Here is a 25,173-nt window from a genome sequence, read left to right as displayed (position 1 = left end):
GTAAACCATGTCCCCGGTCTCAAACGTAAAGGATGTACCCGGTTTTTACCCGCCCATCCCTCTCCCCAGAGGGGAGAGGGGGAAAGGGAGCCGATCTTTGTGTTTTTCAAACCTGAGTTCGGCTCGGAATTTCAGGTCGATGTCGTCCTAAGAACACATCGGTCAGTCCCCTCTACCTCTGGGAGAGGGTTAGGGTGAGGGGGGATCTAAGCGACACCCACATCCCGCATCAACAACCCAAACCGCAAATCCACCGCATCCGGAATCGGCAGATACACCGTGTGCCCGTCCCCCGGCGCCACGTCGATGGGCTGGCCTTTTACGTTCTGCAGCTGATGCAGATCAAAGTGGAAATTACCCTTGGGCGTCATCAGCTCCATGTGGTCGCCCAGACCAAATCGATTCTTCACCTTGACCTCCGCCATCCGGTCACGCCGCTCGCCGGTCAGCTCGCCGACAAATTGCTGCCGCTCTGAAACAGAGCTGCCGTGCTGATAGTTCTGGTATTCGTCATGCACGTGCCGCCGCAGAAAGCCTTCGGTGTAGCCGCGCTGGGCGAGGGATTCCAGATCCGTCATCAGACTGCGGTCGAACTCACGACCGGCCACCGCGTCGTCGATTGCCCGGCGGTAAACCTGAGTGGTTCGCGCGCAGTAAAAATGGGATTTGGTCCGGCCCTCGATTTTCAATGAGTGCACGCCCAACTGTGTCAGGCGCTCGACGTGCTGCACCGCGCGCAGGTCCTTGGCGTTCATGATGTAAGTGCCGTGTTCGTCTTCGAAGGCCGGCATCAGTTCATCGGGCCGATTGGCTTCCTGCAACAGGAACACCTGATCGGTCGGGGCGCCGATGCCCAGGGTCGGTTCGGGCTGGAAGGTCTGCACGATCTCGCCGAGCTGATTTTCCGTGGCCTCTTGCGCCGAATATTTCCAGCGACAGGCATTGGTGCAACTGCCCTGATTGGCGTCGCGCTTGTTCATGTAACCCGACAACAGGCAGCGACCGGAATAGGCCATGCACAAGGCGCCGTGGACGAACACTTCCAGCTCCATCGCCGGGACTTGCTGGCGGATTTCGGCGATTTCTTCCAGGGACAGTTCTCGCGACAGGATGATCCGGCTCAAGCCTTGTTGCTGCCAGAACTCGACACTGGCCCAGTTCACCGTATTGGCCTGTACCGACAGGTGAATCGGCATCTGCGGATAGTGCCGGCGGACCAGCATGATCAGGCCTGGATCGGACATGATCAGCGCGTCCGGCGCCATGGCAATCACCGGCGCCAGGTCTTTAAGGAAGGTTTTCAGTTTGGCGTTGTGCGGGGCGATGTTCACCACCACATAGAAGCGCTTGCCTTGAGCCTGGGCCTCGTGGATGCCGAGGGCGAGATTGGCGTGATCGAATTCGTTGTTGCGCACCCGCAGGCTGTAGCGCGGCTGACCGGCGTACACCGCATCGGCGCCGTAGGCGAAGGCATATCGCATGTTTTTCAGGGTGCCGGCGGGGGCGAGCAGTTCTGGAGGCAGGAGAGTCATGGCGGAGTCGGTCACAAAAGCCGCCGAGAGTAAGCGGCTTGCCCGTGGGGTTCATTGATCTGGATCTATGCTTGATGAACAAACGGATGGCACTCGCGCGAACCGTGGAGGACTAAGTATCAGGGCGCGACATTGTGTCCTTGCGGACTGACATGGATCGGACATGAACGAAGAGACAGTACAAAACAAATCACTGGTGATCTTGCTGGGGCTGGTCACCGTCGCCTTCATCTGGATATTGCTGCCGTTTTACGGCGCGGTGTTCTGGGCGGTGATCCTCGGCATCCTCTTCGCGCCCCTGCAGCGACGACTGCAACTGAAATACGGCTGGGAGCGCAACCTGACGTCGCTGCTCACCCTGAGCATCTGTCTGGTGATCGCGATTCTGCCGGTGATTGTCCTCAGTATCTTGCTGGTCCAGGAAGGGACCTCGGTGTACAAGAGCATCGAAAGCGGCGAACTGGACATCGCCGGGTACGTGACGCATTTCAAACACAGCCTGCCGCCGTACTTCCAGCACTTGCTCGATCGGGCCGGGGTAGGTGAGCTGGACGGGCTGCGGGAGAAAATCATCAAGAGTGCGGTGACAGGCAATGAGTTTATCGCCACGCAGGCGTTCAGTTTCGGCCAAGGCACGTTCGATTTTGTGGTGAGCTTTTTCATCATGCTCTACCTGCTGTTCTTCTTTCTGCGGGACGGCGCCGAACTGGCCCGCAAAGTACGCGCTGCCGTGCCGCTGCAAGAGCACCAGAAACGCCGTTTGCAACTCAAGTTCAATCGTGTGGTGCGGGCGACAGTGAAGGGCAACCTGCTGGTGGCGATCACGCAGGGCGCCTTGGGCGGTTTGATTTTCTGGTTTCTGGATATTCCGAGCGCGTTGCTCTGGGCGGTGCTGATGGCGTTTCTGTCGCTGTTGCCAGCGGTGGGGGCGGGGATCGTCTGGGCGCCGGTGGCGGCGTTTTTCCTGTTCGCCGGAGCGATCTGGCAGGGCGTGGTGCTGGGGCTGTTCGGGGTTTTTGTGATCGGCCTGGTGGACAACGTGCTGCGACCGATCCTGGTGGGCAAGGATACCAAGATGCCGGACTATCTGATCCTGATCTCGACCCTTGGCGGTCTGGCGATCTTCGGCCTCAATGGCTTTGTGATCGGGCCGCTGATCGCTGCGCTGTTCATGTCGAGCTGGGCGATCTTTATTGAAACCAAGCCGCGGGTACAGCTGCCTTAAGCGCTGATATGGCCTTGGCCGATGCGTTGCGACAGTGCCTGGGCGGCCGGCAGTGAGGTGAGCGGGCCGCTGATCGGTTCGCCGTCCTGCACCAGGTACCAACAGGCGAGCAATCCGAGCTCTCTAAGTGATGCGGGAACGGCGCTGCCGATAACGGACATGATCTGAACCTGGGACATAAGTACCTCCATCAATCTATGGAGCTACCTTACGGGCCGGACGCTTGAACGGACAATCAACGCTTTCGATAGTCGTCATTGATGCCAATGAGGCTTCGCTTCAGTCGACCACCAGATCCAGCATATGAACCACTTCCTGCTCGTTGAGCAGGCCTTTTCGCACCAGGTTTTCTGCCAGCAGCGAAAGAAACTTGGCGCTGCGATGGCCTTCCAGGTGCTTGAGTTCGGTCAGTGCGTTGTACACCTTGCTGGAAGTGCACAAGCCGACAATACGGTGCGGGTTTTGCGTGGGCATGAGGTCGTCCTTGTTTTTATCAACCTGTTGTTAACGGACAGATCCAAGAGTGCGGACCCGACATGACATAAATATGACCGTTTTCCCCGAAGCGGGGGAAGGGCGGCGAGTCAATCTTGCCAATTTGAACCGCAAAGACTGTCCCGACAGCGACCTTGGCGAGATTTATCCAGACTTCTGCCGACGGACGGTCACAAAAAAGGCCCCGCTGTTGAGGCGGGGCCTGATGATTCCGTTACCAGCGGCCATAGCCGTGGGGAGGGCCGTAGTAACCGCGCGGTGGACCGTAATAACCACGTGGCGGTCCGTAGTAAACCGGCGGCGGGCCGTAATAGACCGGTTGTTGCACATAGACCGGTGCCGGCTGGTAATAAACCGGTGGCGGGGCGTAGTAAACCGGTTGTGGTTGAGCGTAAACCGGTTGCTGTACATAGACCGGCCGATTGCTGTTGATGATGGCCGAACCGACGATGGCCGAGCCAACGATCGCGCCAAATACCGCCGGCCCTTCCCAACCGTGACCGCCGTGACCGCCGCCAGCTTCTGCCTGCCCTGCGATAGCAAGAGCACCGATCAGCAAGGCTACTGTGGGGATTTTACGGATCATGATAGTTCCTCGGTTCTTCGCCCCTGCGCTTGTGTCTGCAATAGACCCAAGGATTGTCGCGGGGATACTTTTAAGACAGCGTTTTTTTCAAAATCAGCACAGCCGTTGGGTAAATTTTGTGTAAGGTCTGTACTCGCTTCTTTACGGTTCTGTGAGGCCGTGTACAGACACACCGTTATGATCGATCAGACCCGATGGATTGGCTAATCCCGTCCATCTGAAAGTGCTATTCAAGGAGATTTTTCATGCAGATGAACCCCAACAGAGACACCCAGCTGTGCATGTCGCTTTCCGCACGTCCCGGGAACTTCGGCCTGCGGTTTCACAATCATCTGTATGAGCAACTGGACCTGAATTTTTACTACAAGGCCTTCAGCAGTCAGGATCTGCCAGGCGCCGTTGGCGGCATTCGCGCTCTGGGGATTCGTGGTTGCGGCGTGTCGATGCCGTTCAAGGAGGCCTGCATTGCGCTGGTCGATGAACTGGATCCTTCCGCTGCGGCCATTCAATCGATCAACACCATCGTCAACACTGACGGCCATCTCAAGGCTTACAACACCGACTACATCGCGATCGCCCAGTTACTTGACACCCACCAGGTGCCGAAGGCATTGACCTTTGCCCTGCGCGGCAGCGGCGGCATGGCCAAGGCGGTGGCCAGCGCCTTGCGCGATGGTGGCTACAAAAATGGCCTGATCGTTGCCCGCAACGAGCGTTCCGGACGGGCGTTGGCCGACTCGCTGGGCTATCGATGGCAAGCGGAGCTGGGTTCGGAGCGGCCGCAGATGCTGATCAACGTCACACCGATTGGCATGTCCGGCCCCGAGGCCGATCAGCTGGCGTTCGATGTTGAAACCATCGCTGCTGCCGAGATTGTCTTCGATGTAGTGGCAGTTCCCTCGGAAACACCGTTGATTGTGCGCGCTCGTGCTGAAGGCAAGCGAGTGATCACCGGGCTGGAAGTGATCGCGATCCAGGCGCTGGAGCAGTTCGTGCTGTACACCGGGGTGCGACCGACCGATGAGCAGTTTCACAACGCCGTGGAATTTGCCCGAAGTGGCCTTGGCTATCCTGCTGCCCCGCAAGCGAAACCGTGACTGAGGTGACTCATGCATCCTGCCATTCTTAATCTGGATCAGGCCGAACTTGAGCCGCTGCCCGAAGCGTTTGCCCCGACGGGAGACACCGCCGACCGCTATCAGCAACGGCAGGCGCGCATCGGCCAGCAACTGGGCGCGCAGAAGCTGGGTTATCGCCTGTATGCGCTGGAACCGGGGATGCGTGGCAGCCCGTTTCACAGTCATCGGGTCAACGAGGAGATGTTTTACATCGTGGCCGGGGAGGGGGAGATTCGCTTGGGCGCCGAGCGCTTTCCCGTCCGCGCCGGTGATGTCATTGCCTGTCCGCCGGGCGGCCCTGAAGCCGCGCACCAGATCATCAACACCAGCAACGCTGAGCTGCGCTACCTGGCGGTCAGCACCCAGCAGTCACCGGAGATTTGCGAGTACCCGGATTCCGGCAAGTACGCGGTGATGGACGACTTCAAGGTCGACGCCGAGGGCAATGCCTCGGGCTTCGTCGCCGTCGCCAGGCCGGCGGACGGCGTGGATTATTGGGACGGCGAGTAGCGCAGGGTTATTCGAGGCGGGCCAGACGCTCTTCCAGCGCCGCAATTCGCGCCTCAAGCTCTTCGATCCGCTCAACCGATACGCCGCCACCCGCGCCACGCTCTGTCGGGTTCTGCCGTGCCGCCAGGATCACTTCGATGTCGGCCGGGTCGCCCAAGGCGTGCATGTAGCGGTCTTCACGCTGACCAGCCTGGCGCGGAATCAACAGCGCCAGACCGCGAGCGATCAAGCGTTCCAGTTGATGCACCACCTGCTCGGCATCTTCAAAGTCATGCATGCGGCCGCTGCGGGTCAGCAGTTCATTGACCGTTTGCGGACCGCGCAGGAACAGCAGCCCCGCAAGAATGACCTGAGCCGGCACCAGTTCCAGTGCCTTGTCGACTTTGTGTTCCCAGCGATCCGCACGACTGCCCATCACCAGTTTGGTAAAGCCGCGTCCTTCGAGGGCGCGCAGGCTTTGGCCGACCTGACCCTGGGTCAGGTTCATCACCGGCTCGCGGCTGGTTTTCTGATTGCAGGCAATCACCAGCGCATTGAGGGTCAGCGGGTAGGTTTCCGGGCTGGTGGCCTGTTTTTCGATCAACGACCCCAGAATGCGGATTTCCGTGCTGTTGAGTCGCGGCTCGTCGAAGGTCGTTTCTTGCTCGGTGCTCATGATTCTGCATTCCTTCCCGGGTTCATGATTTTCTCCTGCTGGCATGCACTTTAGATTGACGTGTGCCAATGGCAACTGAATTCGTCGCCGTACGATTGGCAATGGTCACAAAAGCTAAATCAATCTGTTACGTAATCTTAACAATCAGACGTGCACCGTATGCAGGGCTGCAGCGGACTGCGGCTCATCACGGGTACGGCGAAAATTCCTATCGACGACGTCACCGGCCTTATTAATTGTGCAGTGGAGCAAGGCATGAAGTTGACGTGGGCATCGACCCGCAATAATGCGCTGATCGGCGCGCGCCCGCTATGACCGTACTGGTCACCGGCGCCGCCGGTTTCATCGGGTATCACACGGTCAAGCGCCTGTGTCAGGAAGGTCTTGAGGTGGTCGGTATCGATAATCTCAACGACTACTACAGCGTGGAACTCAAACACGCACGGCTCAAGGAGCTGAAGCCCTTGCCGGGCTTTCGTTTCCAGGCACTGGATATCGTCGACAAACCGGCCTTGATGGCATTGTTCAAGGATCACGGCTTCACCGAGGTTATCCATCTGGCTGCCCAGGCGGGCGTTCGCTATTCGCTGGACAACCCGGACGTGTATGCGCAATCGAACCTGACGGGTTTTCTGAATGTGCTGGAAGCCTGCCGGCACCATCGCCCCGAGCATCTGATTTATGCATCGAGCAGTTCGGTGTACGGCACCAACAGCAAAATGCCGTTCAGCGTCGAAGACCCCGTCGATCATCCGATTTCGTTGTATGCCGCCAGTAAGCGTGCCAACGAGCTGATGGCCCACAGCTATTGCCATCTGTATGGACTGAAGGCCAGCGGCCTGCGTTTTTTTACCGTTTACGGACCTTGGGGGCGCCCCGACATGGCGCTGTTCAAATTTACCGAAGCGATCCTTAACGACAGACCAATTGACCTCTACAACCAAGGCCAGATGTCGCGCGACTTCACCTACATCGACGACATCGTCGAAAGCATTGCGCGGCTGCGCCCAAGACCGCCGTTATCGGACGGACCTGGCGATGGCACCAACCGGATCTTCAACATCGGGCGCGGCACACCGGTGGCGTTGCTGGATTTCGTCGAGTGTCTGGAGTCGGCATTGGACAGGGAGGCCCGGCGCAACTTCCTGCCGCTGCAGGCTGGCGACGTGGTCAAGACCTGGGCGGATGTGTCGGCATTGGCGCAGTGGGTCGATTTCCGTCCACAAGTGACGGTTGAGGCTGGCGTCGCGGAATTTGTGAAGTGGTATCGCCACTTTTACCAGAGATAAAACGTTGGCCCTTGATAATAAAAAATCCAGGGTAATAGGGGCCTCTATGAGCCAAGACATATTTGTATCCGTGCTGATTCCGGCAAAGAACGAGGCGAGCAATCTCAAATCGCTGCTCGAAGAAATCCGTATCGCACTGGCCGATGAGGCGTATGAAATCATCGTTGTGGACGATGGCAGTACTGACGCGTCCTTGCAGGAACTGCGGCAGACCCGGCACAGCGGCCTGGACACGTTGCGTATCCTGCGCCATGAGCGTTCGCTGGGGCAGAGCACTTCGCTCTATCATGCGGCGCTCGCCGCCCGGGGCCAATGGCTGGCCACGCTCGATGGCGATGGTCAGAATGACCCGGCGGACATCCCCGGCATGCTGGCATTAGTGCGCAGTGAGCAGGGCCGCGTCGACCTTCAGTTGGTGGCCGGGCACCGGGTCAATCGTCGCGATACCGCGAGCAAGCGCTGGGCCTCGCGTTTTGCCAACGGACTGCGCAGCCGCATGCTCAAGGACCAGACGCCGGACACCGGCTGCGGGCTGAAACTGATACAGCGCGCGGCGTTTCTGCGCTTGCCGTACTTCGACCACATGCACCGGTTCATTCCTGCGCTGATCCAGCGTCATAACGGCCGCATGATCACCCATCCGGTCAACCATCGGCCTCGCACGGCCGGGGTCTCCAAATACGGAAACATCGACCGCGCCCTGGTGGGCATTCTCGATCTGATCGGCGTCTGGTGGCTGATCAGGCGCACGCGTCTGCATGCCCATGCGCAGGAGATCGAAGGATGAACCTGTCCCGCGAAACCCTGTGGCTGGTGGTCGGTTTCAGTGGCCAGATCGCCTTCACCGGTCGCTTTGTCCTGCAGTGGCTGTACAGCGAATACCAAAAACGCAGCGTGATTCCGGTGAGCTTCTGGTACCTGAGCATCGTCGGCAGTACGCTGCTGTTCGCCTATGCCATTTACCGACAGGACCCGGTTTTCATCGCCGGTCAGGCGTTCGGCTCCATCGTGTATTTACGCAACCTGCAATTGATTGCCCGCAGCACAACCGTGAAGGATTGAACCGTGCGCCGAACCCTGTCACCCAGCGTCGAATGCCTGGGGCTGATGTTGCTTGCTCTTTTATTGGTCGGCGCCGGATTCGGGCTGCGTCAGCCGCAGAATGTCGACGAGGAGCGTTTTCTCGGCGTTGCGCTGGAGATGCTGCACAACGGTTCTTGGCTGATTCCGCACCGAGCCGCCGAGATCTACGGCGATAAACCACCGATTTTCATGTGGACGGTGGCGTTTTTCACCTGGATCACCGGGATGCCCGCGCTTGCCCTTTATATTCCGGGGCTTTTGTCTGCCACTTCGGTCACGGCCATGCTTTACGACCTGGGTCGCCGGTTGTGGAATCAGCAGGCCGGACGAACAGCCGCGCTGTTGTACTTGGCCACGTATCAGACCTACAGCATTCTGCGGACCGGTCAGATCGACAGTTTTCTGATTCTGTTCACTTCTCTGGGTATGTACGGCCTGGCCCGTCACCTGCTGCTCGGGCCCGCCTGGCGTTGGTTCTACGCGGGTTGCGCGGCCATGGGCATTGGCGTGATCACCAAAGGGGTCGGCTTTCTCCCGGCGTTGATGCTGATTCCGTATGCCTACGCGGTGCGCAAAGGCTGGCCTGGCGTGGTGGCCATGCCGGGCGAGGCGCGCAAGTGGTGCCTGGGCCTTTTGGTGGTGCTTGGCGCCGTCGCGATCTGGCTGCTGCCTTTGGCGGTGTCCATCGCATTCAATGGCGCCGCTGACGAAATCGCCTACGCGCGGGAAATTCTTCTGCGCCAGACAGCGGGGCGCTATGCCGCAGCGTGGGATCATCGTGAACCGTTCTGGTATTTCTTCGTCAACGTCATCCCGCAATACTGGTTGCCGTTGGTACTGGCCTTGCCGTGGCTCGTGCCCGCCTGGCGCAGGCAGTTGCGCAAGCGCGACGGTCGAGTGCTGGTGCTGCTGGGTTGGGTTGTACTGGTCGTACTGTTCTTTTGCCTGAGCAGCGGCAAACGCAAGTTGTACATTTATCCGGCGTTGCCAGGGCTGGTGCTGGTTGCCGCGCCGCTGATTCCGTGGCTGCTCAAGCGCTGGTTCGGCACGCGCCCGCGCGGTCGGCGGGTATTTCAGGTGTTGGCCGTCACGTGGTTCACGCTGTGGTTCGCTCGCGGTTTCATCGACCCGGTCAAGGACGGACCCAATCCCCACGAGGCGCTGATGGCGCAAGCAGCGACAATGACTCAAGGCGCAGACTTGGTGCTGGTCAACTGGCGCGAAGGCCATTGGTTGTTCGCCCGACAGCCGATCGTGCATTTCGGGATGATCGGCTCCACGGTCGAGCAGGCCGCTCAATGGCTGCGCGAACACCCTCAGGCGTACGCCTTGGTGCCGGATGAACTGCTGAGCCAGTGTTTCAATCCTCAGGCCGCCCGTGAACTGGGCGAAACTTCGCGTGCGCAGTGGTCGATTGTTGGTGCCGATGCTGATAACGGTCGTTGTCATCCCGGACAGCCAGCCAATATCTATCGCTTCACCTGGGACCGCTCATGGCTATAATCGCTCCCACGTTTCCCTCCTGTCACAACACGAGACTGCCATGACTATTTCTCTGTACGCCGCTTCCGTTCCGGTTTTCAAACAAATGCTCAACGCCCTGAGCGATGTTTTGAACAAGGCCGAAGCCCACGCCACTGCCAAGAACATCGACCCAAATGCTTTCCTGCAAGCCCGTCTGTACCCGGACATGTTCCCGCTGGTCCGTCAGGTGCAGATCGCCGTTGATTTCGCCAAGGGCGTTTCCGCGCGTCTGGCTGAAGTTGAACTGCCGAAATACGACGACACCGAAACCACCTTCGCCGAGCTGCAAGCGCTGATCGCCAAAGTGCTGGCCTTCATCGGCGAGATCAAACCGGAACAGATCGATGGCAAGGAAGGTATCGAAATCATCACCCGTCAGGGCACGCCGAAAGAGAAGCGCTTCACTGGCCAGGCTTACCTGCTGACCTACGGTCTGCCGCAATTCTTCTTCCACGTCACCACCACCTACGCACTGCTGCGTCACAACGGTGTGGAAGTGGGCAAGCGCGATTACATGGGCGCGTTCTAAACCGCCCTGATACACAAAAGCCCGCCAAGGTTCGCGCCTTGGCGGGCTTTTTTTTGTGAATCAAAAGATCGCAGCCTCGTTGCACTCGACTGCGATCTTTTGATCTTTGCTTTACGCCAGACGCTGAGCCTTCTCGTCTTCACCCAGGCACGCCGCCGCGGTGAACAGTACGTCGGTGGAGGAGTTCAGCGCAGTTTCCGCCGAGTCCTGCAGCACACCGATGATGAACCCGACGGCCACCACCTGCATGGCGATTTCACTGGGGATGCCAAACAGGCTGCACGCCAGTGGAATCAACAGCAACGAACCGCCCGCCACGCCCGAAGCGCCACAGGCACAGATCGCGGCGACGATGCTCAGCAGGATGGCGGTCGGAATGTCCACGGCGATGCCCAGCGTATGCACGGCGGCCAGTGTCAGCACGGTAATGGTGATCGCCGCACCCGCCATGTTGATGGTTGCGCCCAGGGGGATAGAGACCGAGTAGGTGTCTTCGTGCAAACCCAGGCGCTTGCTCAATTCCAGATTGACCGGAATGTTAGCCGCCGAGCTGCGGGTGAAAAATGCGGTGATACCGCTTTCGCGCAAGCACGTGAGCACCAGTGGATACGGGTTGCGCCGCAGTTTCCAGAACACGATGACCGGGTTCATCACCAGCGCCACAAACAGCATGCAACCCAGCAACACCGCCAACAGATGCACATAGCCGATCAAGGCACCGAAACCGGAGGTGGCGAGGGTCGAAGCCACCAGGCCGAAAATGCCCAGCGGCGCAAAACGAATCACCAAGCGCACGATCAAGGTCACGCCGTTCGACAAGTCGCCGAGCACTTCGCGAGTGGTGTCACCGGCATGGCGAATGGCAATGCCCATACCAATAGCCCACGCCAGAATGCCGATGAAGTTGGCATTCATCAGCGCACTGACCGGGTTGTCGACCACGCTCAGCAGCAGACTTTGCAGCACTTCACTGATTCCGCCCGGCGCGGTAACCGCAACGTCGTGAGTGGCCAGTACCAGGCTCGATGGGAACAACGTACTGGCGACAACAGCCACCACCGCCGCCGCAAACGTTCCCAGCAGATACAGGAACAGAATCGGTCGGATGTGGGTTTCCTGGCCGTGCTTATGGTTGGCAATCGAGGCCATGACCAGCACGAACACCAGAATCGGCGCGACGGCTTTCAGTGCCGATACGAAGACTTTGCCGATGAACGCGGTGGACTTCGCCACCTCCGGCGCGAACAGGGCCAGGGCAATCCCGGCGATCAGGCCGATGATGATTTGTGTGACCAGGCTTAAGCGTTTCAGGCGTAACCATAGCGAAGGGGTTGGAGCGGTCATAAAACGGCATCTCTGATTTTTTTAGGTGCGGGGGTATCGCGACATCAATGCCAATCAATGGCCGATGAACAAGGTGTACGTATCGCAGGGCGCGGACTTTATCACAGCGTGGTCTTCATCCTTCAGACCTGTGACGATCTGCCGCCCGCGAGGGCAACGAGATCGGCAGGTTCGTGCAACCCTGATCGGAAACACTCTGTTAAGATTCGCCATCCTCATTTTCAAGTCATGCCAGTGGGCCTTCGGGTTATCGCTGGTGTCGTCGTTTTCTGGAGTTCTGCATGCTGTTGCCCATCCTTCTGTTGTCTGCCGCCGGTTTCACGGTGCTGACCACGGAATTCGTCATCGTCGGCCTGTTGCCGGCGATCGCTCGAGACCTTGAAGTCAGCATCCCCCAGGCGGGTTTGCTGGTGACCTTGTTCGCCTTCACGGTCGCTGCATTCGGGCCGTTCCTGACGGCCTATTTCGCGAGGTTCGAGCGCCGCAAATTGTTCATCTCGGTGCTGATCATGTTCGGCCTGGCCAACACCCTCGCGGCGTTTGCGCCGAATATCTGGGTGATGGCCGCCGCTCGGTTGATCCCCGCGTTGGGGCTGCCAGTGTTCTGGGCGCTGGCCAGTGAAACCGCGGTGGACATTGTCGGCCCGGACTACGCCGGTCGCGCCATCGCCAAGATTGGTTTCGGGATTGTCTGCGCCACGGTGTTCGGCATTCCGGTGGGCACACTGATCTCCGATGCATTCGGCTGGCGCAGTGCCTTCGGCATTCTGGCGGTGATCGCGTTTGCCAAGGCGTTGCTGCTGTTTATCTACCTGCCGAAAACCAATCTGCATCAGCATCAGGTGAGCTTTCGCTCGCAGTTCAGGATCCTGCGCAGCCCGCTGATGGTGGGGCATGTGTTGCTGTCGATCCTGGTGTTTAGCGGCATGTTCACTGCTTATACCTACCTGGCGGACATTCTTGAGCGCCTGGCCGGTTTCAACGGCACAGTGGTCGGCTGGTGCCTGATGGGCTTCGGCGCGGTCGGCTTGATCGGCAACTCACTGGGCGGCCGCGCGGTGGATCGTCATCCGCTGATCGCCTCGATGATGTTCTGCGCGTTCATGATCGCCGGCCTGGTGGCGTTGGTGCCGAACATCCATTCGCCGCTGGGTCTGGCGGCGGCGATGGGGATCTGGGGCGTGACTCAGGCGGCGTTGTTCCTGGTCAGCCATGTTCGATTGATGAAGGCGGCACCCGAAGCGCCGGCGTTCGCGGCATCGCTCAACATTGCCGGGGCTAACCTCGGGATCGGCCTGGGCGCCATGATTGGTGGTCGGGTCATTGACGGTGTAGGCCTGCAAGGTCTTGGTTTCGCGGCGGCCGCTTTTATCCTCGCCTCGATCCTCTTGGCCATCGCGCTGATGACCTTCAAGCCCCGCGAAGTCTGCGCCTGACCCCTCACATCTCGGTGAACAACTCGCGTCGGGCACCTTCGGTAATGGCGACAATGCCGGGGTGCTTGACCTTGCGTTCCACCGAAATGGCGTAGAACGACTCGGTCACCGCGTCGGTCTGGCCAATCAATTCCACGCCGTATTGGCGTATTACCTCATCGGCAATCACGCTCGGGCCGATGAAGATCCCGCTGCCGGATTGGCCGAAAGCCTGCATCAAGGCGCTGTCGTCGAACTCGCCGACGATGCGCGGCTGGATCTGCTGCTCGGCAAACCAGCGCTGCAAGCGACTGCGCACCACGGTCTCCGGGCCTGGAATCAGCAGCGGTGCGCCGTGCAGGCTGCGGGGGAAATCCTGACCGTATTGCGCCGCCAGTTCAGCGGTGGCGAAGAAGCTGATCCCGCATTCCCCGAGTTTCTGGCTGTAGCCCTTGATGTCCAGGTGCGAGGGCATCGGGCTGTCGGAAATCACCAGGTCGAGCCGCTGGATCGCCAGGTCGGCGAGCAGGCGTTCCAGTTTGTCTTCGCGACAGGTGATGCGCAGCGGCTCGCTCAATTCCATGGTCGGCGCGATCAGGCGATAGACGATGGATTTGGGCACCACATCGGCCACGCCAACCCGAAACAGAATCTGCTGTTCATTGGGCTGTGCTCGCAGCATCAGCTCCAGTTCGCCGCCCAGCTGAAACATTTGCTCGGCGTAGGGCAGGGTCTGACGGCCGGCCTCCGTAAGCTCAAGCTGCCTGCCGACCCGGCGAAACAACTCGATGCCATAAGTTTGTTCGAGCAGGGAAATCTGCCCGCTGATGGTCTGCGGCGTCAGATTCAGCTGCTCGCAGGCGCGCACGATGCTGCCTGTCTTGGCCACCACCCAGAAATAATGCAATTGCCGATAGTTGAGCATGACGACCTACAGTTCGTTAAAACCGAAGTATAGACGCTAAAAATACGAATTTTCCTGAAGTGTTTGCCTCCTTAGAATGCTCCGCTATCGACGGGTGGCCTTTTCGGCCCTGTCTGTTCTATCGAGGAAAGCATCATGAAGCTTAAAACCACGGCACTGCTGATCACGTCTTTACTGGTCCTGGCCGGTTGTGAACAGGCCGAAAAAAGCGCTCAGCAACTGATGGGCAAGGCTGCCGAAACCGCCAAACAAGCGATCGACGACACCCACAAAGCCGCAGAGCAGGCAATCAGTGAAGCCACTGGCGGGCTTATCAGCAAGAAAGAACATTCGGGCGAAGAGAAAGCTAAAACCGAATCGTCGTCCCAGGAAATCTAAACCGTCTTAAAAGAGTCAGGACTGACCCATGGAATACCTTTTAGAACTTGCTGCAAGCCCCACCGCCTGGGTCGCCCTGGCTACGTTGATCGTCATGGAAATCGTGCTCGGCATCGATAACCTGATCTTCATTTCGATCCTGACCAACAAACTGCCCGCGCAGCACCGGCAGAAGGCGCGGCGCATTGGTATCGGCATGGCGCTGATCCTGCGACTGGCGCTGTTGAGCACCATCGCGTTCATCGTCCAGCTGACTGAGCCTGTGATCGATATCTTCGGCCAGACGTTCTCCTGGAAGGACATGATCCTGATCGCCGGCGGCCTGTTCCTGTTGTGGAAGGCGACCACCGAGATCCATCACAGCATGGACCCTGCGCCGGATGATCCGACGTCGGCCACCTCGACCGTGACCTTGGGCTTTGCCGCCGCGATCGGTCAGATCTTGCTGTTGGACATGGTGTTCTCCATCGACAGCATCATTACCGCTGTCGGCATGACCGAGCATTTGCCGATCATGATCATCGCGGTGGTGGTGTCGGTGCTGGTGATGTTGCTGGCGGCTGATCCTCTGGCCAAGTTCATCAACGACAACCCGACGGTGGTGATGCTGGCGCTGGGCTTCCTGATCATGATCGGCATGACACTGATCGCCGAAGGCTTTGGCGCCCATGTACCGAAAGGCTACGTGTATGCGGCCATGGCGTTCTCGGCGACGATCGAGGGTTTGAACATGATGTCGCGACGGGCAAAGCAGAAGCGTATCGCCGCTGAAGCATAACCTGCGTTAAACGAAACGGCCGCCTGTGCTCGAAAGAGCCAGGCGGCCGTTTTTATTTGGGTACATAAGGGTTGTCGGTCAATGCGCGGTAGCGTGCTGTTCAGCGGGTTTATCGGGTTTCGCCGCTGGCGTCGACTGAGCTGGATGATGGTGCCGGCGGGTAATGCGCAGGACTCCCCATAACATGGCGGCGGCAACGGCCAGCCAGCCAGAAATCAACATCACAATGGTCATTGTCAGGCTCATCAGTGCCTCCTCTTCGCCCTGCTGCGGGCACACACTCTTTGCACATGACAGTCTAGTCGCTGCTGTGTTTCAGGCTATTGACCAAAGGTCGGCGGTGATCAATCAGTTCGCTCTATCGAATGCCATCATCTGCCGGTTAAGGCTATACCGCTGCCGCGCGGCGTCCTATGATCGACGGCCAAGCCGGGAGCGCGAATGCCTGGCGTCTAAATCAAGAGAGTGATGATGGTGCGGGTATTTTCTCGAATTCGATCTTTAATGCTGGTCGTTGGCTGCGTTGCCGGTCTGGCGGGCTGCGCGGGGAGTGTGGCACCTGAAATCAAGCGCCTGCCGGAGCGAGTCGAGCTCAGTGGCACGTTCTACCGTGGCGTGGCGAATCAGAGTGGGCCGCAGGTGCTGGCCAGCATGTTGTCCCAGCAAGGCATTGTGATTACGCCAGGTTTGCTCGAAAAACCGTTGCATTTGCCGGGTGCCGAAGCCCAGTTGCAGCAAAACATGCAGAACCTCGCTCGCGAATACGGCATGGTCGTCTATCCCCTCGACAGCAATCTGCCTGCACTGTTGACCCAGGTGGCGGCCGGTTACCCGGTCATGGTGCGTTTCACGGAAGGCTCGGCGTTCTGGGCTGAACCGCGTTACGCCATTCTTGCCGGGTACAACCGTCAGAAGCAGACAGTGCTGCTGCGCTCGGGCATGAATCGTCGGGAGTTGATGGGCTTCGGTTCGTTTGAATCGGCGCTCAAGGATGCCGGTGGCTGGGCCGTGCTGATCCAGAAGCCGAATCAACTGCCAGCCAATGTCGATCAACAGCGTTGGCTCAAGGCAGCGAGCGACCTTGCCCAGGCAGGTCAGGAGCAGGCGGCCGCCAGGGCGAAGAAAGCGCTGAACGCGCAATAAGTCCGTTCGTCATCTGTCGGGCACCCCTGCACGTTGCCGACCTCTAAAATAGTAGGGCCCGGATTTCTCCGGGTCAGACTCAAAGGAGGCGCCCATGGCAACTTCCACTACCCCTGTCGGCCCGCACTCATCTGAGCATTCTTCAGGTAATGAGTTGGGCTTCGATCCCGATTCGCCGGATCTCGCCGATCCTCAGGTCGACCCCATCGGACCTGCCAAAGCGCCCAGGGATGTGAAGCCGGGCGACAACCCCAAGACGCCTGCGAAGCCTTACGATCCACTCGCCGATCTGAAACCCTGAGCCTGAGTGAGGTGCGTATGTCTACCGATTCGAGTTTCGACGACAAACGTCCGGATAGCGTTCCAACCACGCCGGAAGAGGGTGTTGACCCCGTGATGGATCCGAACAGCCCGTTAAGGGATCCTTTGGCCAGGCCAGTAGTTGTGCCCACGGAGCATCCACAAGGCTGGAAAGACCCAAGTGCCGGGGACGGCATTCCGGATGACGACCAGATGCCGCTTCCCAATGATTAACGCCTGTCTAGTCCTGAAATAGGTTTACACCTGTTTCAGCCTCAAAACGCCCGATGCACCGCATCGGGCGTTTTGTATTTCAGCGATAGATGAGGCCGCTCGTTGTTATAGATCTGCACCGACTCGTCCACCATCCGGATGGCCTCTGCAAAATTTTTGGGGCGATGCAGCAATAACTCGTTTTTCAAAATCCCGTTCACACGCTCAGCCAACGCGTTTTGGTAGCAGTCGTAGCCATCGGTCATTGAGCAGGTGATGCCGTATTTGGCATGCAGCCGCTGATAAAGCTCGGAGCAGTATTGGACGCCTCTATCCGAGTGATGCACCAAACATTGCTTCGTTGTCCGCTGCTTGAGGGCTTTGTTGAACGCCTGGATCACCGATTCGGTGTGCAAGCTTTCATGGACATGGTGCCCCACGATTTTTCGGGAGTACGCATCGGTGATCAAACTCAGATAAGCCACACCCGTTTGCGTCGGTAAGTAGGTGATGTCCGCAACCCATACTTGCTCTGGCGCCTTGGCAACTACCTGAATCGGCCCATCTTTGAGCAGGTTTGGATGCCGGCGAAAGCGATGATGGCTGTCTGTCGTTTTGTGATAGGCCCGTCTGCGGGGAACCAGCTCGCGCCGATCTCGCAAGATATCGAATAACCGGTCTCGACCGACCTTTACGGACACTTCTGGCTCAGTGCGCATCAGATTGTGAAGTTTTCGGGTGCCAAGGCGCGGTTGCCTAAGTCGTTTTTCCCTCACGAATCCCATCACTTCCTGGGCATGACGGGCCCGGGCATCACACGCCCGGTTGCGCTTGTAATAAGCCTGACGGGAAATTCCCATGAACTGGCAAGCCCGACTGATGCTCAGGTCTTGGATCTGCCCTTGGGAGAGGACTTGCCGGATCGCTTTTTTACGACAGAAACACCGAAGTCGTTCTTCAAAACATCAACGACAGCTTCGAAAAACTGAGCTTTCTGGTTGGCTTGGGCCAGCTTTTCTTCAAGCTCTTTGATTCGCTGTTCGGGTGTCAGTGGTTTATCGGGCTCATCCATGGAACGGGGTCTCTTGGAGCGAATGGACGCGCCTTGACTCCAGTCCTGCCGACCATGCCTGCGTAACCAGTTCAGTACGGTCGATTTACCCTGAATGCCATAGCGCTCTTGAGCCTCTTTATAACTCAACTCGCCTTTTTCGACCTGATCGACGACCGACAATTTAAAGGTCCGCGTGTAGTCACGCTGACTGCGCCTTTTTCCTGTATTCATTACTCCCTCCTGAGAATGGGTCAGAAGGTGTAAACCTTATTCAGGACGAGACAGCCGGACGAAAAAAAGCCCCGAATAGTCGGGGCTTTCTTTTACCTGTCGTTTAGTTATTTCGACGCTTCAACCACGCCGCTCTGACGATGCTTGAGGTTCTTGTCGGATTTGTACTGCAAGGCTGCAGTCGGCACGTTCGTGCCCCTGCCGGTTTCCACCCAACTGCGAATGCGAGTGGCATCGGCAAAGTGCGTGTACTTGCCAAAGGCGTCGAGGATGACCAGCGCAACCGGGCGATTGCCCATGCTGGTGACCAGCACCAGGCAGTGACCAGCCTCGTTGGTGAAGCCGGTTTTGGTCAGCTTGATGTCCCAGTTCGGCTTGTTGACCAAATGGTCGGTATTACGGAAACCCAGGCTGTAGTTGGGTTTACGGAACGAGACGGTTTTTTCCTTGGTGGTACTCAGCTCAGTCAACAGCGGGTACTTGTGCGCAGCGATCAGCAGTTTGCTCAGGTCGCGGGCCGTGGACACGTTGCGAGGGGAGAGGCCGGTGGGTTCGACGAAGTGCGTGTTGGTCATGCCCAATGCTTTCGCTTTGGCATTCATTGCGGCAATGAACGCGACGTAGCCACCCGGATAATGATGGGCCAGGCTCGCGGCCGCGCGGTTTTCCGAGGACATCAGGGCGATCAGCAGCATTTCCTTGCGCGGCATTTCGCTGTTGAGTTTGACCCGGGAAAACACGCCTTTCATTTCCGGGGTGTCGCTGATGTTGATGTTGATGTATTCGTCCATGTTCTGCCTGGCTTCAACCACAACCAGCCCCGTCATCAGTTTGCTGACGGAAGCGATCGGCACAACCACGTCGGGATTGCTGGCATAGATGACTTTGTTGGTCTGCAGATCCATCAGCAATGCGCTGCCGGAGGCGATCTTCAGTGATGACGTATCTCGCGGCGCCGAAGTGGTGTCGGCAGCGTTGACCATTGGCGTGGTGAAAGTCCCTGTAAATGCAAAAAATAGGCTCAGGATGGAAAGACGGATTTTCACGCTGGCAGACTCGATAGGTGTGGATAAGCCGTTCTGTAACGGGTTGTTTCTTAAAAAACGACGCATTTTAGGAGTATGGCTGAAGAACTGTCGATGGTTGATCAATGAACAGGGCAAAGTCCTTGAAAACCCCTACAAACAGTAGGTTTCCGGCGAGCGGTAACGTTTTTGACTCGGGCAAAAAGAACCCCGCCAATGGCGGGGTTCCTTTGAACGTCGCAGCCATGAAAATGCGAACTCAGCCGTGCAGTGTTTCGGCTGCGTACAGCGTGTTTTCCAGCAGGCAAGCGCGGGTCATCGGGCCAACGCCGCCCGGGACTGGAGTGATCCAGCCGGCGCGGGGCAGGGCGGTGTCGTAGGTCACGTCACCGACCAGTTTGCCATCTTCCTGGCGGTTGATGCCGACGTCGATCACGATGGCGCCTTCCTTGATCCACTCACCCTTTACCAGCCCCGGCTTGCCGGCGGCGACCACCACCAGATCGGCACGGCCGACGTGGCCTGCCAGATCCTTGGTGAAGCGGTGGGTGACGGTCACGGTGCAGCCGGCCAGCAGCAATTCCATGGCCATCGGGCGGCCAACAATGTTGGAGGCTCCGACAACCACTGCGTCCATCCCGTAGAGATCGACACCGGTGCTTTCCAGCAACGTCATGATGCCTTTAGGCGTGCACGGACGCAGCAGCGGAATACGCTGGGCGAGGCGGCCGACGTTATAAGGGTGGAAACCGTCGACGTCCTTGTCTGGACGAATGCGCTCCAGCAATTTGGAGGCGTCCAGGTGTTCAGGTAAAGGAAGCTGAAGCAGAACACCATCAATCGCCGGGTCGTCGTTCAGGCGATCGATCAGATCGGTCAGCGCTTCTTGAGTGGTTTCGGAAGGCAGGTCGTAGGCTTGGGAAATGAAGCCGACCTCTTCACAGTCTTTACGCTTGTGCGAGACATAAACCTGAGAGGCAGGATCGCTGCCGACCAGGATCACCGCGAGGCCGGGCGTGCGCAGACCTTGCTGGCGACGCTCGTTGACGCGTTTGGCGATCTGCTGGCGCAGGCTGGCGGCGATCGATTTGCCGTCGATTAGTTGTGCAGTCATTGCGCGTGATTAACCATCGAGAGGGAAAAAAAAGAGAACGCATTCTCGCATGTCATGAGGTGAGGGCAAAGGCGCTTGGTCTGCAAATTCCTCTAAGCCCTTTAATTAAATGAATTTTTTATAAAAAGGATTTGACGGCCTTCGGGGCGCTCTATACTATTCGTCGCACTTGTCGGGCACAGCCTAGCACTGGATGAGAAGGTCGAGCGGAATTGCGATTCTGCGAGACTGGAAAGCACTTAGTTTGTAGTCCTCCAAGAGTACAGATTAATAAGGCGCCCGTAGCTCAGCTGGATAGAGCATCCGCCTTCTAAGCGGATGGTCGCAGGTTCGAGTCCTGCCGGGTGCGCCATTAGGCAGCTTTGGCACAAGTAGCGCAATATGGTGGGCGTAGCTCAGTTGGTAGAGCACGGGATTGTGACTCCCGTTGTCGAGGGTTCGATCCCCTTCGTCCACCCCATATTTCAAAAGGCGCCAGATTAACAGTCTGGCGCCTTTGCTTTAACAGCTTCAAATCGCGGATGTGGTGGAATTGGTAGACACACTGGATTTAGGTTCCAGCGCCGCAAGGTGTAAGAGTTCGAGTCTCTTCATCCGCACCAAATAAAGCTTCACCCAGGCCGGTTGGTTTGGTTGGGGCGCAGCAAGGGAGTTTTTGGCTTCTTTGTCAGGCAATATGGTGGGCGTAGCTCAGTTGGTAGAGCACGGGATTGTGACTCCCGTTGTCGAGGGTTCGATCCCCTTCGTCCACCCCATATTTCGAGAGGCGCCAGATTTAACAGTCTGGCGCCTTTTTTGTTTTAGCGGTTCGAGTATCAATCGGCTGCATGTCCTGGGCCGCAGGGGTGGGGTGTTTCGTCGTATTTATGTTTCTCGATGATGCCGCGCCGCCCGCCGGCCTTGCTCGCAAGACCGGCTGTCAGGGAGATGATTGGCAACTTCTTCTATATATAGAAGGATTGGTGCAGAGCCCTGGCGTGACTGGCTGTATTTGCTAACAGGGCGAGGCACAACCGTTTGTCCCTCGCCTATAAATTGCCTGCTGCTTTTTTACCCGTTTTCAGTAGGGTGACTTCTTGAGTTTGACCCACTAGAATGCATGCCCTTGATTCTGGGGTCGGAAACGGCCGGCTAACGTCTGTGCAACGAGGAATATCCATGCAAGTTTCTGTTGAAAATACTTCTGCTCTTGAGCGCCGCATGAGCATCACCGTGCCGGCTGAGCGCATCGAGACTCAGGTCAACAAGCGTCTGCAGCAGACTGCCCAAAAGGCCAAGATTGCTGGCTTCCGTCCAGGCAAAGTGCCAATGAGCGAAATCAAGCGCCGTTTTGGTGCTGATGCGCGTCAGGAAGCAGTTGGCGACGTGATCCAGTCTTCTTTCTACGAAGCTGTTGTTGAACAAAAGCTGAACCCGGCTGGTGCTCCTTCGATCGAGCCGAAATCGCTGGAAGCTGGCAAAGACCTGGAATACGTCGCGGTTTTCGAAGTGTTCCCTGAGTTCACCGTTGCCGGTTTCGAAGGTATCGCGGTTGAGCGCCTGAGCGCTGACGTGGCTGATGCCGATCTGGACAAAATGCTGGAAGTGCTGCGCAAGCAGAACACCCGTTTCGAAGTGGCTGATCGTGCTGCTCAAAACGAAGACCAGCTGAACATCGATTTCGTTGGCAAGGTCGACGGTGAAGTATTCGCAGGCGGTTCCGCCAAAGGTACTCAGCTGGTTCTGGGTTCCGGCCGCATGATCCCTGGTTTTGAAGACGGTCTGGTTGGCGCTAAAGCCGGCGAAGAGCGCGTTCTGAACCTGACCTTCCCAGAGGACTATCAGAACCTCGACCTGGCAGGCAAAACTGCTGAGTTCACCGTGACCGTGAACACTGTTTCCGAGCCAAAACTGCCAGAACTGACCGAAGAATTCTTCGCTCAATTCGGCATCAAGGAAACGGGTCTGGAAGGCTTCCGCACCGAAGTTCGCAAGAACATGGAGCGTGAACTGCGTCAGGCGATCAAATCCAAGGTCAAGAATCAGGTAATGGACGGTCTGCTGGCCACCAACCCGATCGAAGTGCCTAAGGCTCTGCTGTCCAACGAAGTTGACCGTCTGCGCGTGCAGGCTGTTCAGCAGTTCGGTGGCAACATCAAGCCTGAGCAACTGCCGGCCGAGCTGTTCGAAGAGCAAGCCAAGCGTCGCGTTGTGCTGGGTCTGATCGTGGCTGAAGTGGTCAAGCAATTCGACCTCAAGCCTGACGAAGCCCGCGTTCGTGAAATGATTCAGGAAATGGCTTCGGCTTACCAGGAGCCTGAGCAGGTTGTGTCTTGGTACTACAAGAACGACCAGCAACTGAACGAAGTCCGTTCGGTTGTGCTGGAAGAACAAGTTGTGGATACTGTTCTGCAGAAAGCTAGCGTGACCGACAAATCGGTCTCTTACGAAGAAGCAGTCAAGCCGGTAGAAGCTCCACAAGCCGACTGATCGTTTTTGCGGTAAGAAGCACACACCATAAGCCAGCCTTCGTGCTGGCTTATGCGTATTCAAGACATAACTATTTGGGAGTGACTGCAGAGCATGTTCCGTAATTCGTATATTCAGCAGAACTCTGATATCCAGGCCGCAGGCGGCCTGGTCCCGATGGTTGTCGAGCAATCTGCTCGTGGCGAGCGCGCCTATGACATCTACTCGCGCCTTCTAAAGGAACGAGTGATCTTTCTGGTTGGTCCGGTAGAGGACTACATGGCCAACCTGATCTGTGCGCAACTGCTGTTCCTTGAAGCGGAAAACCCGGACAAGGACATCCATCTCTATATCAACTCCCCGGGCGGTTCGGTGACAGCGGGCATGTCGATCTATGACACCATGCAGTTCATCAAGCCAAACGTGTCGACCACCTGTATCGGTCAAGCGTGCAGCATGGGTGCGTTTCTATTGACGGCCGGTGCAGCCGGCAAGCGTTACTGCCTGCCGAACTCGCGTGTGATGATTCACCAGCCACTGGGCGGTTTCCAGGGCCAGGCTTCGGATATCGAAATCCATGCCAAGGAAATCCTCTTCATTCGTGAGCGTCTCAACACGCTGATGGCCAAGCATAGCGGGCACACTCTTGAAGAAATCGAGCGCGATACCAACCGCGACAATTTCATGAGTGCAGAAGCAGCGCGTGAATACGGGTTGATCGATGAAGTGATCAGCCAGCGCCCCGCTTAAATTAAGCAGCTCAAAATAGGGCTGGTCGGCGCGTCCGATCACTAGCGGGCTTGAAAAAGCCCGCAATAGCCTTCATCTTGTGTTGCAAGCCTATCGGATTTGGATCGAACGAATGACTGACACCCGCAACGGCGAGGACAACGGCAAGCTGCTCTATTGCTCCTTCTGTGGCAAAAGCCAGCATGAAGTGCGCAAATTGATTGCCGGCCCCTCGGTCTTTATCTGCGACGAGTGCGTCGACCTGTGCAATGACATCATCCGTGAGGAGGTGCAGGAAGCCCAGGCCGAAAGCAGCGCGCATAAATTGCCTTCGCCTAAAGAAATCAGCGGCATCCTTGATCAGTACGTGATTGGTCAGGAGCGTGCGAAAAAGGTTCTGGCCGTAGCGGTGTACAACCACTACAAGCGCCTGAACCAGCGTGACAAAAAGAATGACGATGTCGAACTCGGCAAGAGCAACATCTTGCTGATCGGCCCGACAGGCTCGGGTAAAACCCTGCTTGCCGAAACACTGGCCCGCTTGCTGAACGTTCCGTTCACCATCGCCGACGCAACCACCCTCACCGAGGCGGGTTACGTGGGTGAAGATGTCGAAAACATCATTCAGAAGCTGCTGCAGAAGTGCGATTACGACGTAGAAAAGGCCCAGATGGGCATTGTCTACATCGATGAGATCGACAAGATCTCGCGCAAGTCTGACAACCCGTCGATCACCCGGGACGTTTCCGGTGAAGGCGTGCAGCAGGCCCTGCTCAAGTTGATCGAAGGCACGGTCGCTTCCGTTCCGCCTCAAGGTGGTCGCAAGCATCCGCAGCAGGAATTCCTTCAGGTCGACACCCGTAACATCCTGTTCATCTGCGGTGGTGCGTTCTCCGGTCTGGAAAAGGTTATTCAAAACCGTTCCACCAAAGGCGGCATCGGTTTCAACGCGGAAGTGCGCAGCAAGGAAGAAGGCAAGAAAGTCGGTGAGTCCCTGCGTGAAGTCGAGCCTGACGATCTGGTCAAGTTCGGTCTGATCCCGGAGTTCGTCGGTCGTCTGCCGGTACTTGCCACGCTGGACGAGCTTGATGAGGCTGCGCTGATGCAGATTCTCACCGAGCCGAAAAATGCTCTGACCAAACAGTATGCCAAGCTGTTCGAGATGGAAGGCGTGGACCTGGAATTCCGGGCTGACGCACTGAAATCGGTCGCCAAGCGTGCCCTGGAGCGCAAAACCGGTGCCCGTGGACTGCGTTCGATTCTCGAAGGTGTATTGCTCGACACTATGTATGAAATCCCCTCGCAGTCCGAGGTGAGTAAAGTAGTGATCGACGAAAGCGTTATAGAAGGCAAGTCCAAGCCACTGTATATCTACGAAAACAGTGAGCCGGCTGCCAAGGCAGCGCCAGACGCCTAAGCGTCACGCTGCTGGAATAAAGAAGGGGCCTTCGGGCCCCTTTGCTTTTTGCGCGTTTTAACACCTTCTTTAAGCTTGTTTTTTTTGAAGGTAGCCCCCATCTTGGTTTCAAG

27 protein-coding genes, 4 tRNA genes and 1 pseudogene are annotated in these 25,173 nt (G+C 57.6%); 21 read left to right on the top strand and 11 right to left on the bottom strand.

What is annotated here, in order from left to right; genetic code table 11:
• Positions 1–206 precede the first annotated feature (206 nt).
• Entirely contained in the window at positions 207–1,532 is a 1,326-nt protein-coding gene (yegQ, locus tag ABH912_RS10945) for a tRNA 5-hydroxyuridine modification protein YegQ (RefSeq protein ID WP_033057347.1), read from the bottom strand.
• Positions 1,533–1,695: 163 nt separating this feature from the next.
• Between yegQ and ABH912_RS10940 the strand changes: the two genes are divergently transcribed.
• A complete protein-coding gene (locus ABH912_RS10940) occupies positions 1,696–2,757 on the top strand; it encodes an AI-2E family transporter (RefSeq protein ID WP_429510636.1) in 1,062 nt (353 codons plus the stop codon).
• On the opposite strand, the gene ABH912_RS10935 is transcribed toward ABH912_RS10940, so the two are convergent.
• The 3 genes from ABH912_RS10935 to ABH912_RS10925 all read right to left on the bottom strand — a co-directional run bounded on the left by ABH912_RS10935 (position 2,754) and on the right by ABH912_RS10925 (position 3,838).
• The gene (locus ABH912_RS10935) at positions 2,754–2,936 is read right to left on the bottom strand and encodes a hypothetical protein (RefSeq protein WP_033057342.1); all 183 of its coding nucleotides are present in this window, start codon (positions 2,934–2,936) and stop codon (positions 2,754–2,756) included. The two genes, ABH912_RS10940 and ABH912_RS10935, sit on opposite strands and share 4 nt — an antisense overlap.
• 100 nt (positions 2,937–3,036) lie before the next feature.
• The gene (locus ABH912_RS10930; RefSeq protein ID WP_003179723.1) at positions 3,037–3,231 is read right to left on the bottom strand and encodes a hypothetical protein; all 195 of its coding nucleotides are present in this window, start codon (positions 3,229–3,231) and stop codon (positions 3,037–3,039) included.
• 235 nt (positions 3,232–3,466) lie between these two features.
• The gene (locus ABH912_RS10925; protein ID WP_033057339.1) at positions 3,467–3,838 is read right to left on the bottom strand and encodes a hypothetical protein; all 372 of its coding nucleotides are present in this window, start codon (positions 3,836–3,838) and stop codon (positions 3,467–3,469) included.
• Positions 3,839–4,083: 245 nt separating this feature from the next.
• On the opposite strand from ABH912_RS10925, the gene ABH912_RS10920 reads away from it, so the two are divergent.
• Both ABH912_RS10920 and ABH912_RS10915 read left to right on the top strand, forming a co-directional pair.
• Positions 4,084–4,935, top strand: a complete 852-nt coding sequence (locus ABH912_RS10920) for a shikimate 5-dehydrogenase (protein WP_033057336.1) — start codon at positions 4,084–4,086, stop codon at positions 4,933–4,935.
• A gap of 12 nt (positions 4,936–4,947) precedes the next feature.
• Complete coding sequence (locus ABH912_RS10915) at positions 4,948–5,466, top strand: cupin domain-containing protein (RefSeq protein ID WP_415757210.1); 519 nt, start codon at positions 4,948–4,950, stop codon at positions 5,464–5,466.
• Positions 5,467–5,473: 7 nt separating this feature from the next.
• Here the strand turns inward: ABH912_RS10915 and ABH912_RS10910 are convergent, their stop codons facing one another.
• Entirely contained in the window at positions 5,474–6,121 is a 648-nt protein-coding gene (locus ABH912_RS10910; RefSeq protein WP_074878482.1) for a YceH family protein, read from the bottom strand.
• Positions 6,122–6,432: 311 nt separating this feature from the next.
• Between ABH912_RS10910 and ABH912_RS10905 the strand changes: the two genes are divergently transcribed.
• From ABH912_RS10905 to ABH912_RS10885, 5 genes are read left to right on the top strand one after another with little or no spacing between them, the layout of a single operon-like run.
• On the top strand, positions 6,433–7,410 hold the full coding sequence (locus ABH912_RS10905) for an NAD-dependent epimerase (RefSeq protein ID WP_429510635.1): 978 nt from the start codon (positions 6,433–6,435) through the stop codon (positions 7,408–7,410).
• A gap of 46 nt (positions 7,411–7,456) precedes the next feature.
• Positions 7,457–8,197 carry a glycosyltransferase family 2 protein gene (locus tag ABH912_RS10900; protein WP_033057326.1) on the top strand — a complete coding sequence of 247 codons (741 nt, stop codon included), beginning with the start codon at positions 7,457–7,459 and terminating at the stop codon, positions 8,195–8,197.
• On the top strand, positions 8,194–8,472 hold the full coding sequence (locus tag ABH912_RS10895) for a lipid-A-disaccharide synthase N-terminal domain-containing protein (protein WP_033057324.1): 279 nt from the start codon (positions 8,194–8,196) through the stop codon (positions 8,470–8,472). Before ABH912_RS10900 ends, ABH912_RS10895 begins: the two co-directional genes overlap by 4 nt.
• Positions 8,473–8,475: 3 nt before the next feature.
• Entirely contained in the window at positions 8,476–9,996 is a 1,521-nt protein-coding gene (locus ABH912_RS10890; RefSeq protein ID WP_429510634.1) for an ArnT family glycosyltransferase, read from the top strand.
• A gap of 40 nt (positions 9,997–10,036) precedes the next feature.
• The gene (locus tag ABH912_RS10885) at positions 10,037–10,546 is read left to right on the top strand and encodes a DUF1993 domain-containing protein (protein ID WP_033057319.1); all 510 of its coding nucleotides are present in this window, start codon (positions 10,037–10,039) and stop codon (positions 10,544–10,546) included.
• Between the two features lie 111 nt (positions 10,547–10,657).
• On the opposite strand, the gene sstT is transcribed toward ABH912_RS10885, so the two are convergent.
• On the bottom strand, positions 10,658–11,890 hold the full coding sequence (gene sstT, locus ABH912_RS10880) for a serine/threonine transporter SstT (RefSeq protein ID WP_429510633.1): 1,233 nt from the start codon (positions 11,888–11,890) through the stop codon (positions 10,658–10,660).
• Positions 11,891–12,171: 281 nt separating this feature from the next.
• Between sstT and ABH912_RS10875 the strand changes: the two genes are divergently transcribed.
• Positions 12,172–13,326 carry an MFS transporter gene (locus ABH912_RS10875; protein WP_429510632.1) on the top strand — a complete coding sequence of 385 codons (1,155 nt, stop codon included), beginning with the start codon at positions 12,172–12,174 and terminating at the stop codon, positions 13,324–13,326.
• Positions 13,327–13,330: 4 nt separating this feature from the next.
• Here ABH912_RS10875 and nhaR read toward each other — a convergent pair whose 3' ends face one another.
• The gene (gene nhaR / locus ABH912_RS10870; RefSeq protein WP_008148408.1) at positions 13,331–14,230 is read right to left on the bottom strand and encodes a transcriptional activator NhaR; all 900 of its coding nucleotides are present in this window, start codon (positions 14,228–14,230) and stop codon (positions 13,331–13,333) included.
• A gap of 135 nt (positions 14,231–14,365) precedes the next feature.
• On the opposite strand from nhaR, the gene ABH912_RS10865 reads away from it, so the two are divergent.
• Together ABH912_RS10865 and ABH912_RS10860 are read left to right on the top strand one after the other, a co-directional pair.
• A complete protein-coding gene (locus tag ABH912_RS10865) occupies positions 14,366–14,608 on the top strand; it encodes a hypothetical protein (RefSeq protein WP_033057308.1) in 243 nt (80 codons plus the stop codon).
• A gap of 28 nt (positions 14,609–14,636) precedes the next feature.
• Complete coding sequence (locus tag ABH912_RS10860; protein ID WP_429510631.1) at positions 14,637–15,386, top strand: TerC family protein; 750 nt, start codon at positions 14,637–14,639, stop codon at positions 15,384–15,386.
• Between the two features lie 78 nt (positions 15,387–15,464).
• Here ABH912_RS10860 and ABH912_RS10855 read toward each other — a convergent pair whose 3' ends face one another.
• Positions 15,465–15,632 (bottom strand): hypothetical protein, encoded by a 168-nt coding sequence (locus ABH912_RS10855; RefSeq protein WP_429510630.1) that lies wholly within the window; start codon positions 15,630–15,632, stop codon positions 15,465–15,467.
• Positions 15,633–15,799: 167 nt separating this feature from the next.
• Here ABH912_RS10855 and ABH912_RS10850 point away from each other — a divergent pair.
• The 3 genes and pseudogenes from ABH912_RS10850 (at position 15,800) to ABH912_RS10840 (ending at position 17,063) form a co-directional block, all read left to right on the top strand.
• Positions 15,800–16,529, top strand: a pseudogene (locus tag ABH912_RS10850) (peptidase C39 family protein).
• Between the two features lie 94 nt (positions 16,530–16,623).
• Positions 16,624–16,830 (top strand): DUF6021 family protein, encoded by a 207-nt coding sequence (locus ABH912_RS10845; RefSeq protein ID WP_429510629.1) that lies wholly within the window; start codon positions 16,624–16,626, stop codon positions 16,828–16,830.
• A 17-nt stretch (positions 16,831–16,847) separates the two neighbouring features.
• Complete coding sequence (locus tag ABH912_RS10840; protein ID WP_046054153.1) at positions 16,848–17,063, top strand: hypothetical protein; 216 nt, start codon at positions 16,848–16,850, stop codon at positions 17,061–17,063.
• Positions 17,064–17,104: 41 nt separating this feature from the next.
• Here ABH912_RS10840 and ABH912_RS10835 read toward each other — a convergent pair.
• The 3 genes from ABH912_RS10835 to folD form a co-directional block, all read right to left on the bottom strand.
• Positions 17,105–18,327 (bottom strand): IS3 family transposase gene (locus ABH912_RS10835; protein ID WP_429510628.1). Its coding sequence is split into 2 segments (ribosomal slippage): positions 17,105–17,976 and positions 17,976–18,327, totalling 1,224 coding nucleotides; the frame shifts between segments, so codons are not numbered across the junction.
• A gap of 107 nt (positions 18,328–18,434) precedes the next feature.
• Positions 18,435–19,373 (bottom strand): D-alanyl-D-alanine endopeptidase, encoded by a 939-nt coding sequence (pbpG, locus tag ABH912_RS10830; RefSeq protein WP_033057298.1) that lies wholly within the window; start codon positions 19,371–19,373, stop codon positions 18,435–18,437.
• A 238-nt stretch (positions 19,374–19,611) separates the two neighbouring features.
• A complete protein-coding gene (gene folD / locus ABH912_RS10825; RefSeq protein WP_429510627.1) occupies positions 19,612–20,466 on the bottom strand; it encodes a bifunctional methylenetetrahydrofolate dehydrogenase/methenyltetrahydrofolate cyclohydrolase FolD in 855 nt (284 codons plus the stop codon).
• A 275-nt stretch (positions 20,467–20,741) separates the two neighbouring features.
• Between folD and ABH912_RS10820 the strand changes: the two genes are divergently transcribed.
• From ABH912_RS10820 to clpX, 7 genes are all read left to right on the top strand, one after another.
• Positions 20,742–20,818, top strand: a tRNA-Arg gene (locus ABH912_RS10820).
• A 32-nt stretch (positions 20,819–20,850) separates the two neighbouring features.
• Positions 20,851–20,926, top strand: a tRNA-His gene (locus ABH912_RS10815).
• A 57-nt stretch (positions 20,927–20,983) separates the two neighbouring features.
• Positions 20,984–21,068 (top strand) — tRNA-Leu (locus tag ABH912_RS10810).
• 77 nt (positions 21,069–21,145) lie between these two features.
• A tRNA-His gene (locus ABH912_RS10805) sits at positions 21,146–21,221 on the top strand.
• 403 nt (positions 21,222–21,624) lie between these two features.
• Complete coding sequence (gene tig / locus ABH912_RS10800; protein WP_033057294.1) at positions 21,625–22,935, top strand: trigger factor; 1,311 nt, start codon at positions 21,625–21,627, stop codon at positions 22,933–22,935.
• 93 nt (positions 22,936–23,028) lie between these two features.
• Positions 23,029–23,664, top strand: coding sequence for an ATP-dependent Clp endopeptidase proteolytic subunit ClpP (clpP, locus tag ABH912_RS10795; protein WP_033057292.1), 636 nt, complete (start codon positions 23,029–23,031; stop codon positions 23,662–23,664).
• Between the two features lie 112 nt (positions 23,665–23,776).
• The gene (gene clpX / locus ABH912_RS10790; RefSeq protein WP_007946893.1) at positions 23,777–25,060 is read left to right on the top strand and encodes an ATP-dependent Clp protease ATP-binding subunit ClpX; all 1,284 of its coding nucleotides are present in this window, start codon (positions 23,777–23,779) and stop codon (positions 25,058–25,060) included.
• Positions 25,061–25,173: the final 113 nt, after the last annotated feature.

It is taken from the genome of Pseudomonas sp. BT76 TE3572, assembly GCF_050435365.1.
Lineage (GTDB): Bacteria > Pseudomonadota > Gammaproteobacteria > Pseudomonadales > Pseudomonadaceae > Aquipseudomonas > Aquipseudomonas fluorescens_W.
Note: the sequence above shows the minus strand (reverse complement) of the source record. Positions and strands in the feature narration are given on the sequence as shown.

Coding starts and splice junctions, on each gene's coding strand:
- ABH912_RS10865 (WP_033057308.1), top strand. CDS start 14,366: ATGAAGCTTAAAACCACGGCACTGCTGATCACGTCTTTACTGGTCCTG.
- ABH912_RS10925 (WP_033057339.1), bottom strand. CDS start 3,838: ATGATCCGTAAAATCCCCACAGTAGCCTTGCTGATCGGTGCTCTTGCT.
- ABH912_RS10840 (WP_046054153.1), top strand. CDS start 16,848: ATGTCTACCGATTCGAGTTTCGACGACAAACGTCCGGATAGCGTTCCA.
- ABH912_RS10900 (WP_033057326.1), top strand. CDS start 7,457: ATGAGCCAAGACATATTTGTATCCGTGCTGATTCCGGCAAAGAACGAG.
- ABH912_RS10860 (WP_429510631.1), top strand. CDS start 14,637: ATGGAATACCTTTTAGAACTTGCTGCAAGCCCCACCGCCTGGGTCGCC.
- ABH912_RS10915 (WP_415757210.1), top strand. CDS start 4,948: ATGCATCCTGCCATTCTTAATCTGGATCAGGCCGAACTTGAGCCGCTG.
- ABH912_RS10920 (WP_033057336.1), top strand. CDS start 4,084: ATGCAGATGAACCCCAACAGAGACACCCAGCTGTGCATGTCGCTTTCC.
- ABH912_RS10930 (WP_003179723.1), bottom strand. CDS start 3,231: ATGCCCACGCAAAACCCGCACCGTATTGTCGGCTTGTGCACTTCCAGC.
- folD (WP_429510627.1), bottom strand. CDS start 20,466: ATGACTGCACAACTAATCGACGGCAAATCGATCGCCGCCAGCCTGCGC.
- ABH912_RS10875 (WP_429510632.1), top strand. CDS start 12,172: ATGCTGTTGCCCATCCTTCTGTTGTCTGCCGCCGGTTTCACGGTGCTG.
- ABH912_RS10895 (WP_033057324.1), top strand. CDS start 8,194: ATGAACCTGTCCCGCGAAACCCTGTGGCTGGTGGTCGGTTTCAGTGGC.
- ABH912_RS10855 (WP_429510630.1), bottom strand. CDS start 15,632: ATGAGCCTGACAATGACCATTGTGATGTTGATTTCTGGCTGGCTGGCC.
- yegQ (WP_033057347.1), bottom strand. CDS start 1,532: ATGACTCTCCTGCCTCCAGAACTGCTCGCCCCCGCCGGCACCCTGAAA.
- ABH912_RS10885 (WP_033057319.1), top strand. CDS start 10,037: ATGACTATTTCTCTGTACGCCGCTTCCGTTCCGGTTTTCAAACAAATG.
- clpX (WP_007946893.1), top strand. CDS start 23,777: ATGACTGACACCCGCAACGGCGAGGACAACGGCAAGCTGCTCTATTGC.
- clpP (WP_033057292.1), top strand. CDS start 23,029: ATGTTCCGTAATTCGTATATTCAGCAGAACTCTGATATCCAGGCCGCA.
- ABH912_RS10910 (WP_074878482.1), bottom strand. CDS start 6,121: ATGAGCACCGAGCAAGAAACGACCTTCGACGAGCCGCGACTCAACAGC.
- nhaR (WP_008148408.1), bottom strand. CDS start 14,230: ATGCTCAACTATCGGCAATTGCATTATTTCTGGGTGGTGGCCAAGACA.
- sstT (WP_429510633.1), bottom strand. CDS start 11,890: ATGACCGCTCCAACCCCTTCGCTATGGTTACGCCTGAAACGCTTAAGC.
- tig (WP_033057294.1), top strand. CDS start 21,625: ATGCAAGTTTCTGTTGAAAATACTTCTGCTCTTGAGCGCCGCATGAGC.
- ABH912_RS10845 (WP_429510629.1), top strand. CDS start 16,624: ATGGCAACTTCCACTACCCCTGTCGGCCCGCACTCATCTGAGCATTCT.
- ABH912_RS10905 (WP_429510635.1), top strand. CDS start 6,433: ATGACCGTACTGGTCACCGGCGCCGCCGGTTTCATCGGGTATCACACG.
- ABH912_RS10940 (WP_429510636.1), top strand. CDS start 1,696: ATGAACGAAGAGACAGTACAAAACAAATCACTGGTGATCTTGCTGGGG.
- ABH912_RS10935 (WP_033057342.1), bottom strand. CDS start 2,936: ATGTCCCAGGTTCAGATCATGTCCGTTATCGGCAGCGCCGTTCCCGCA.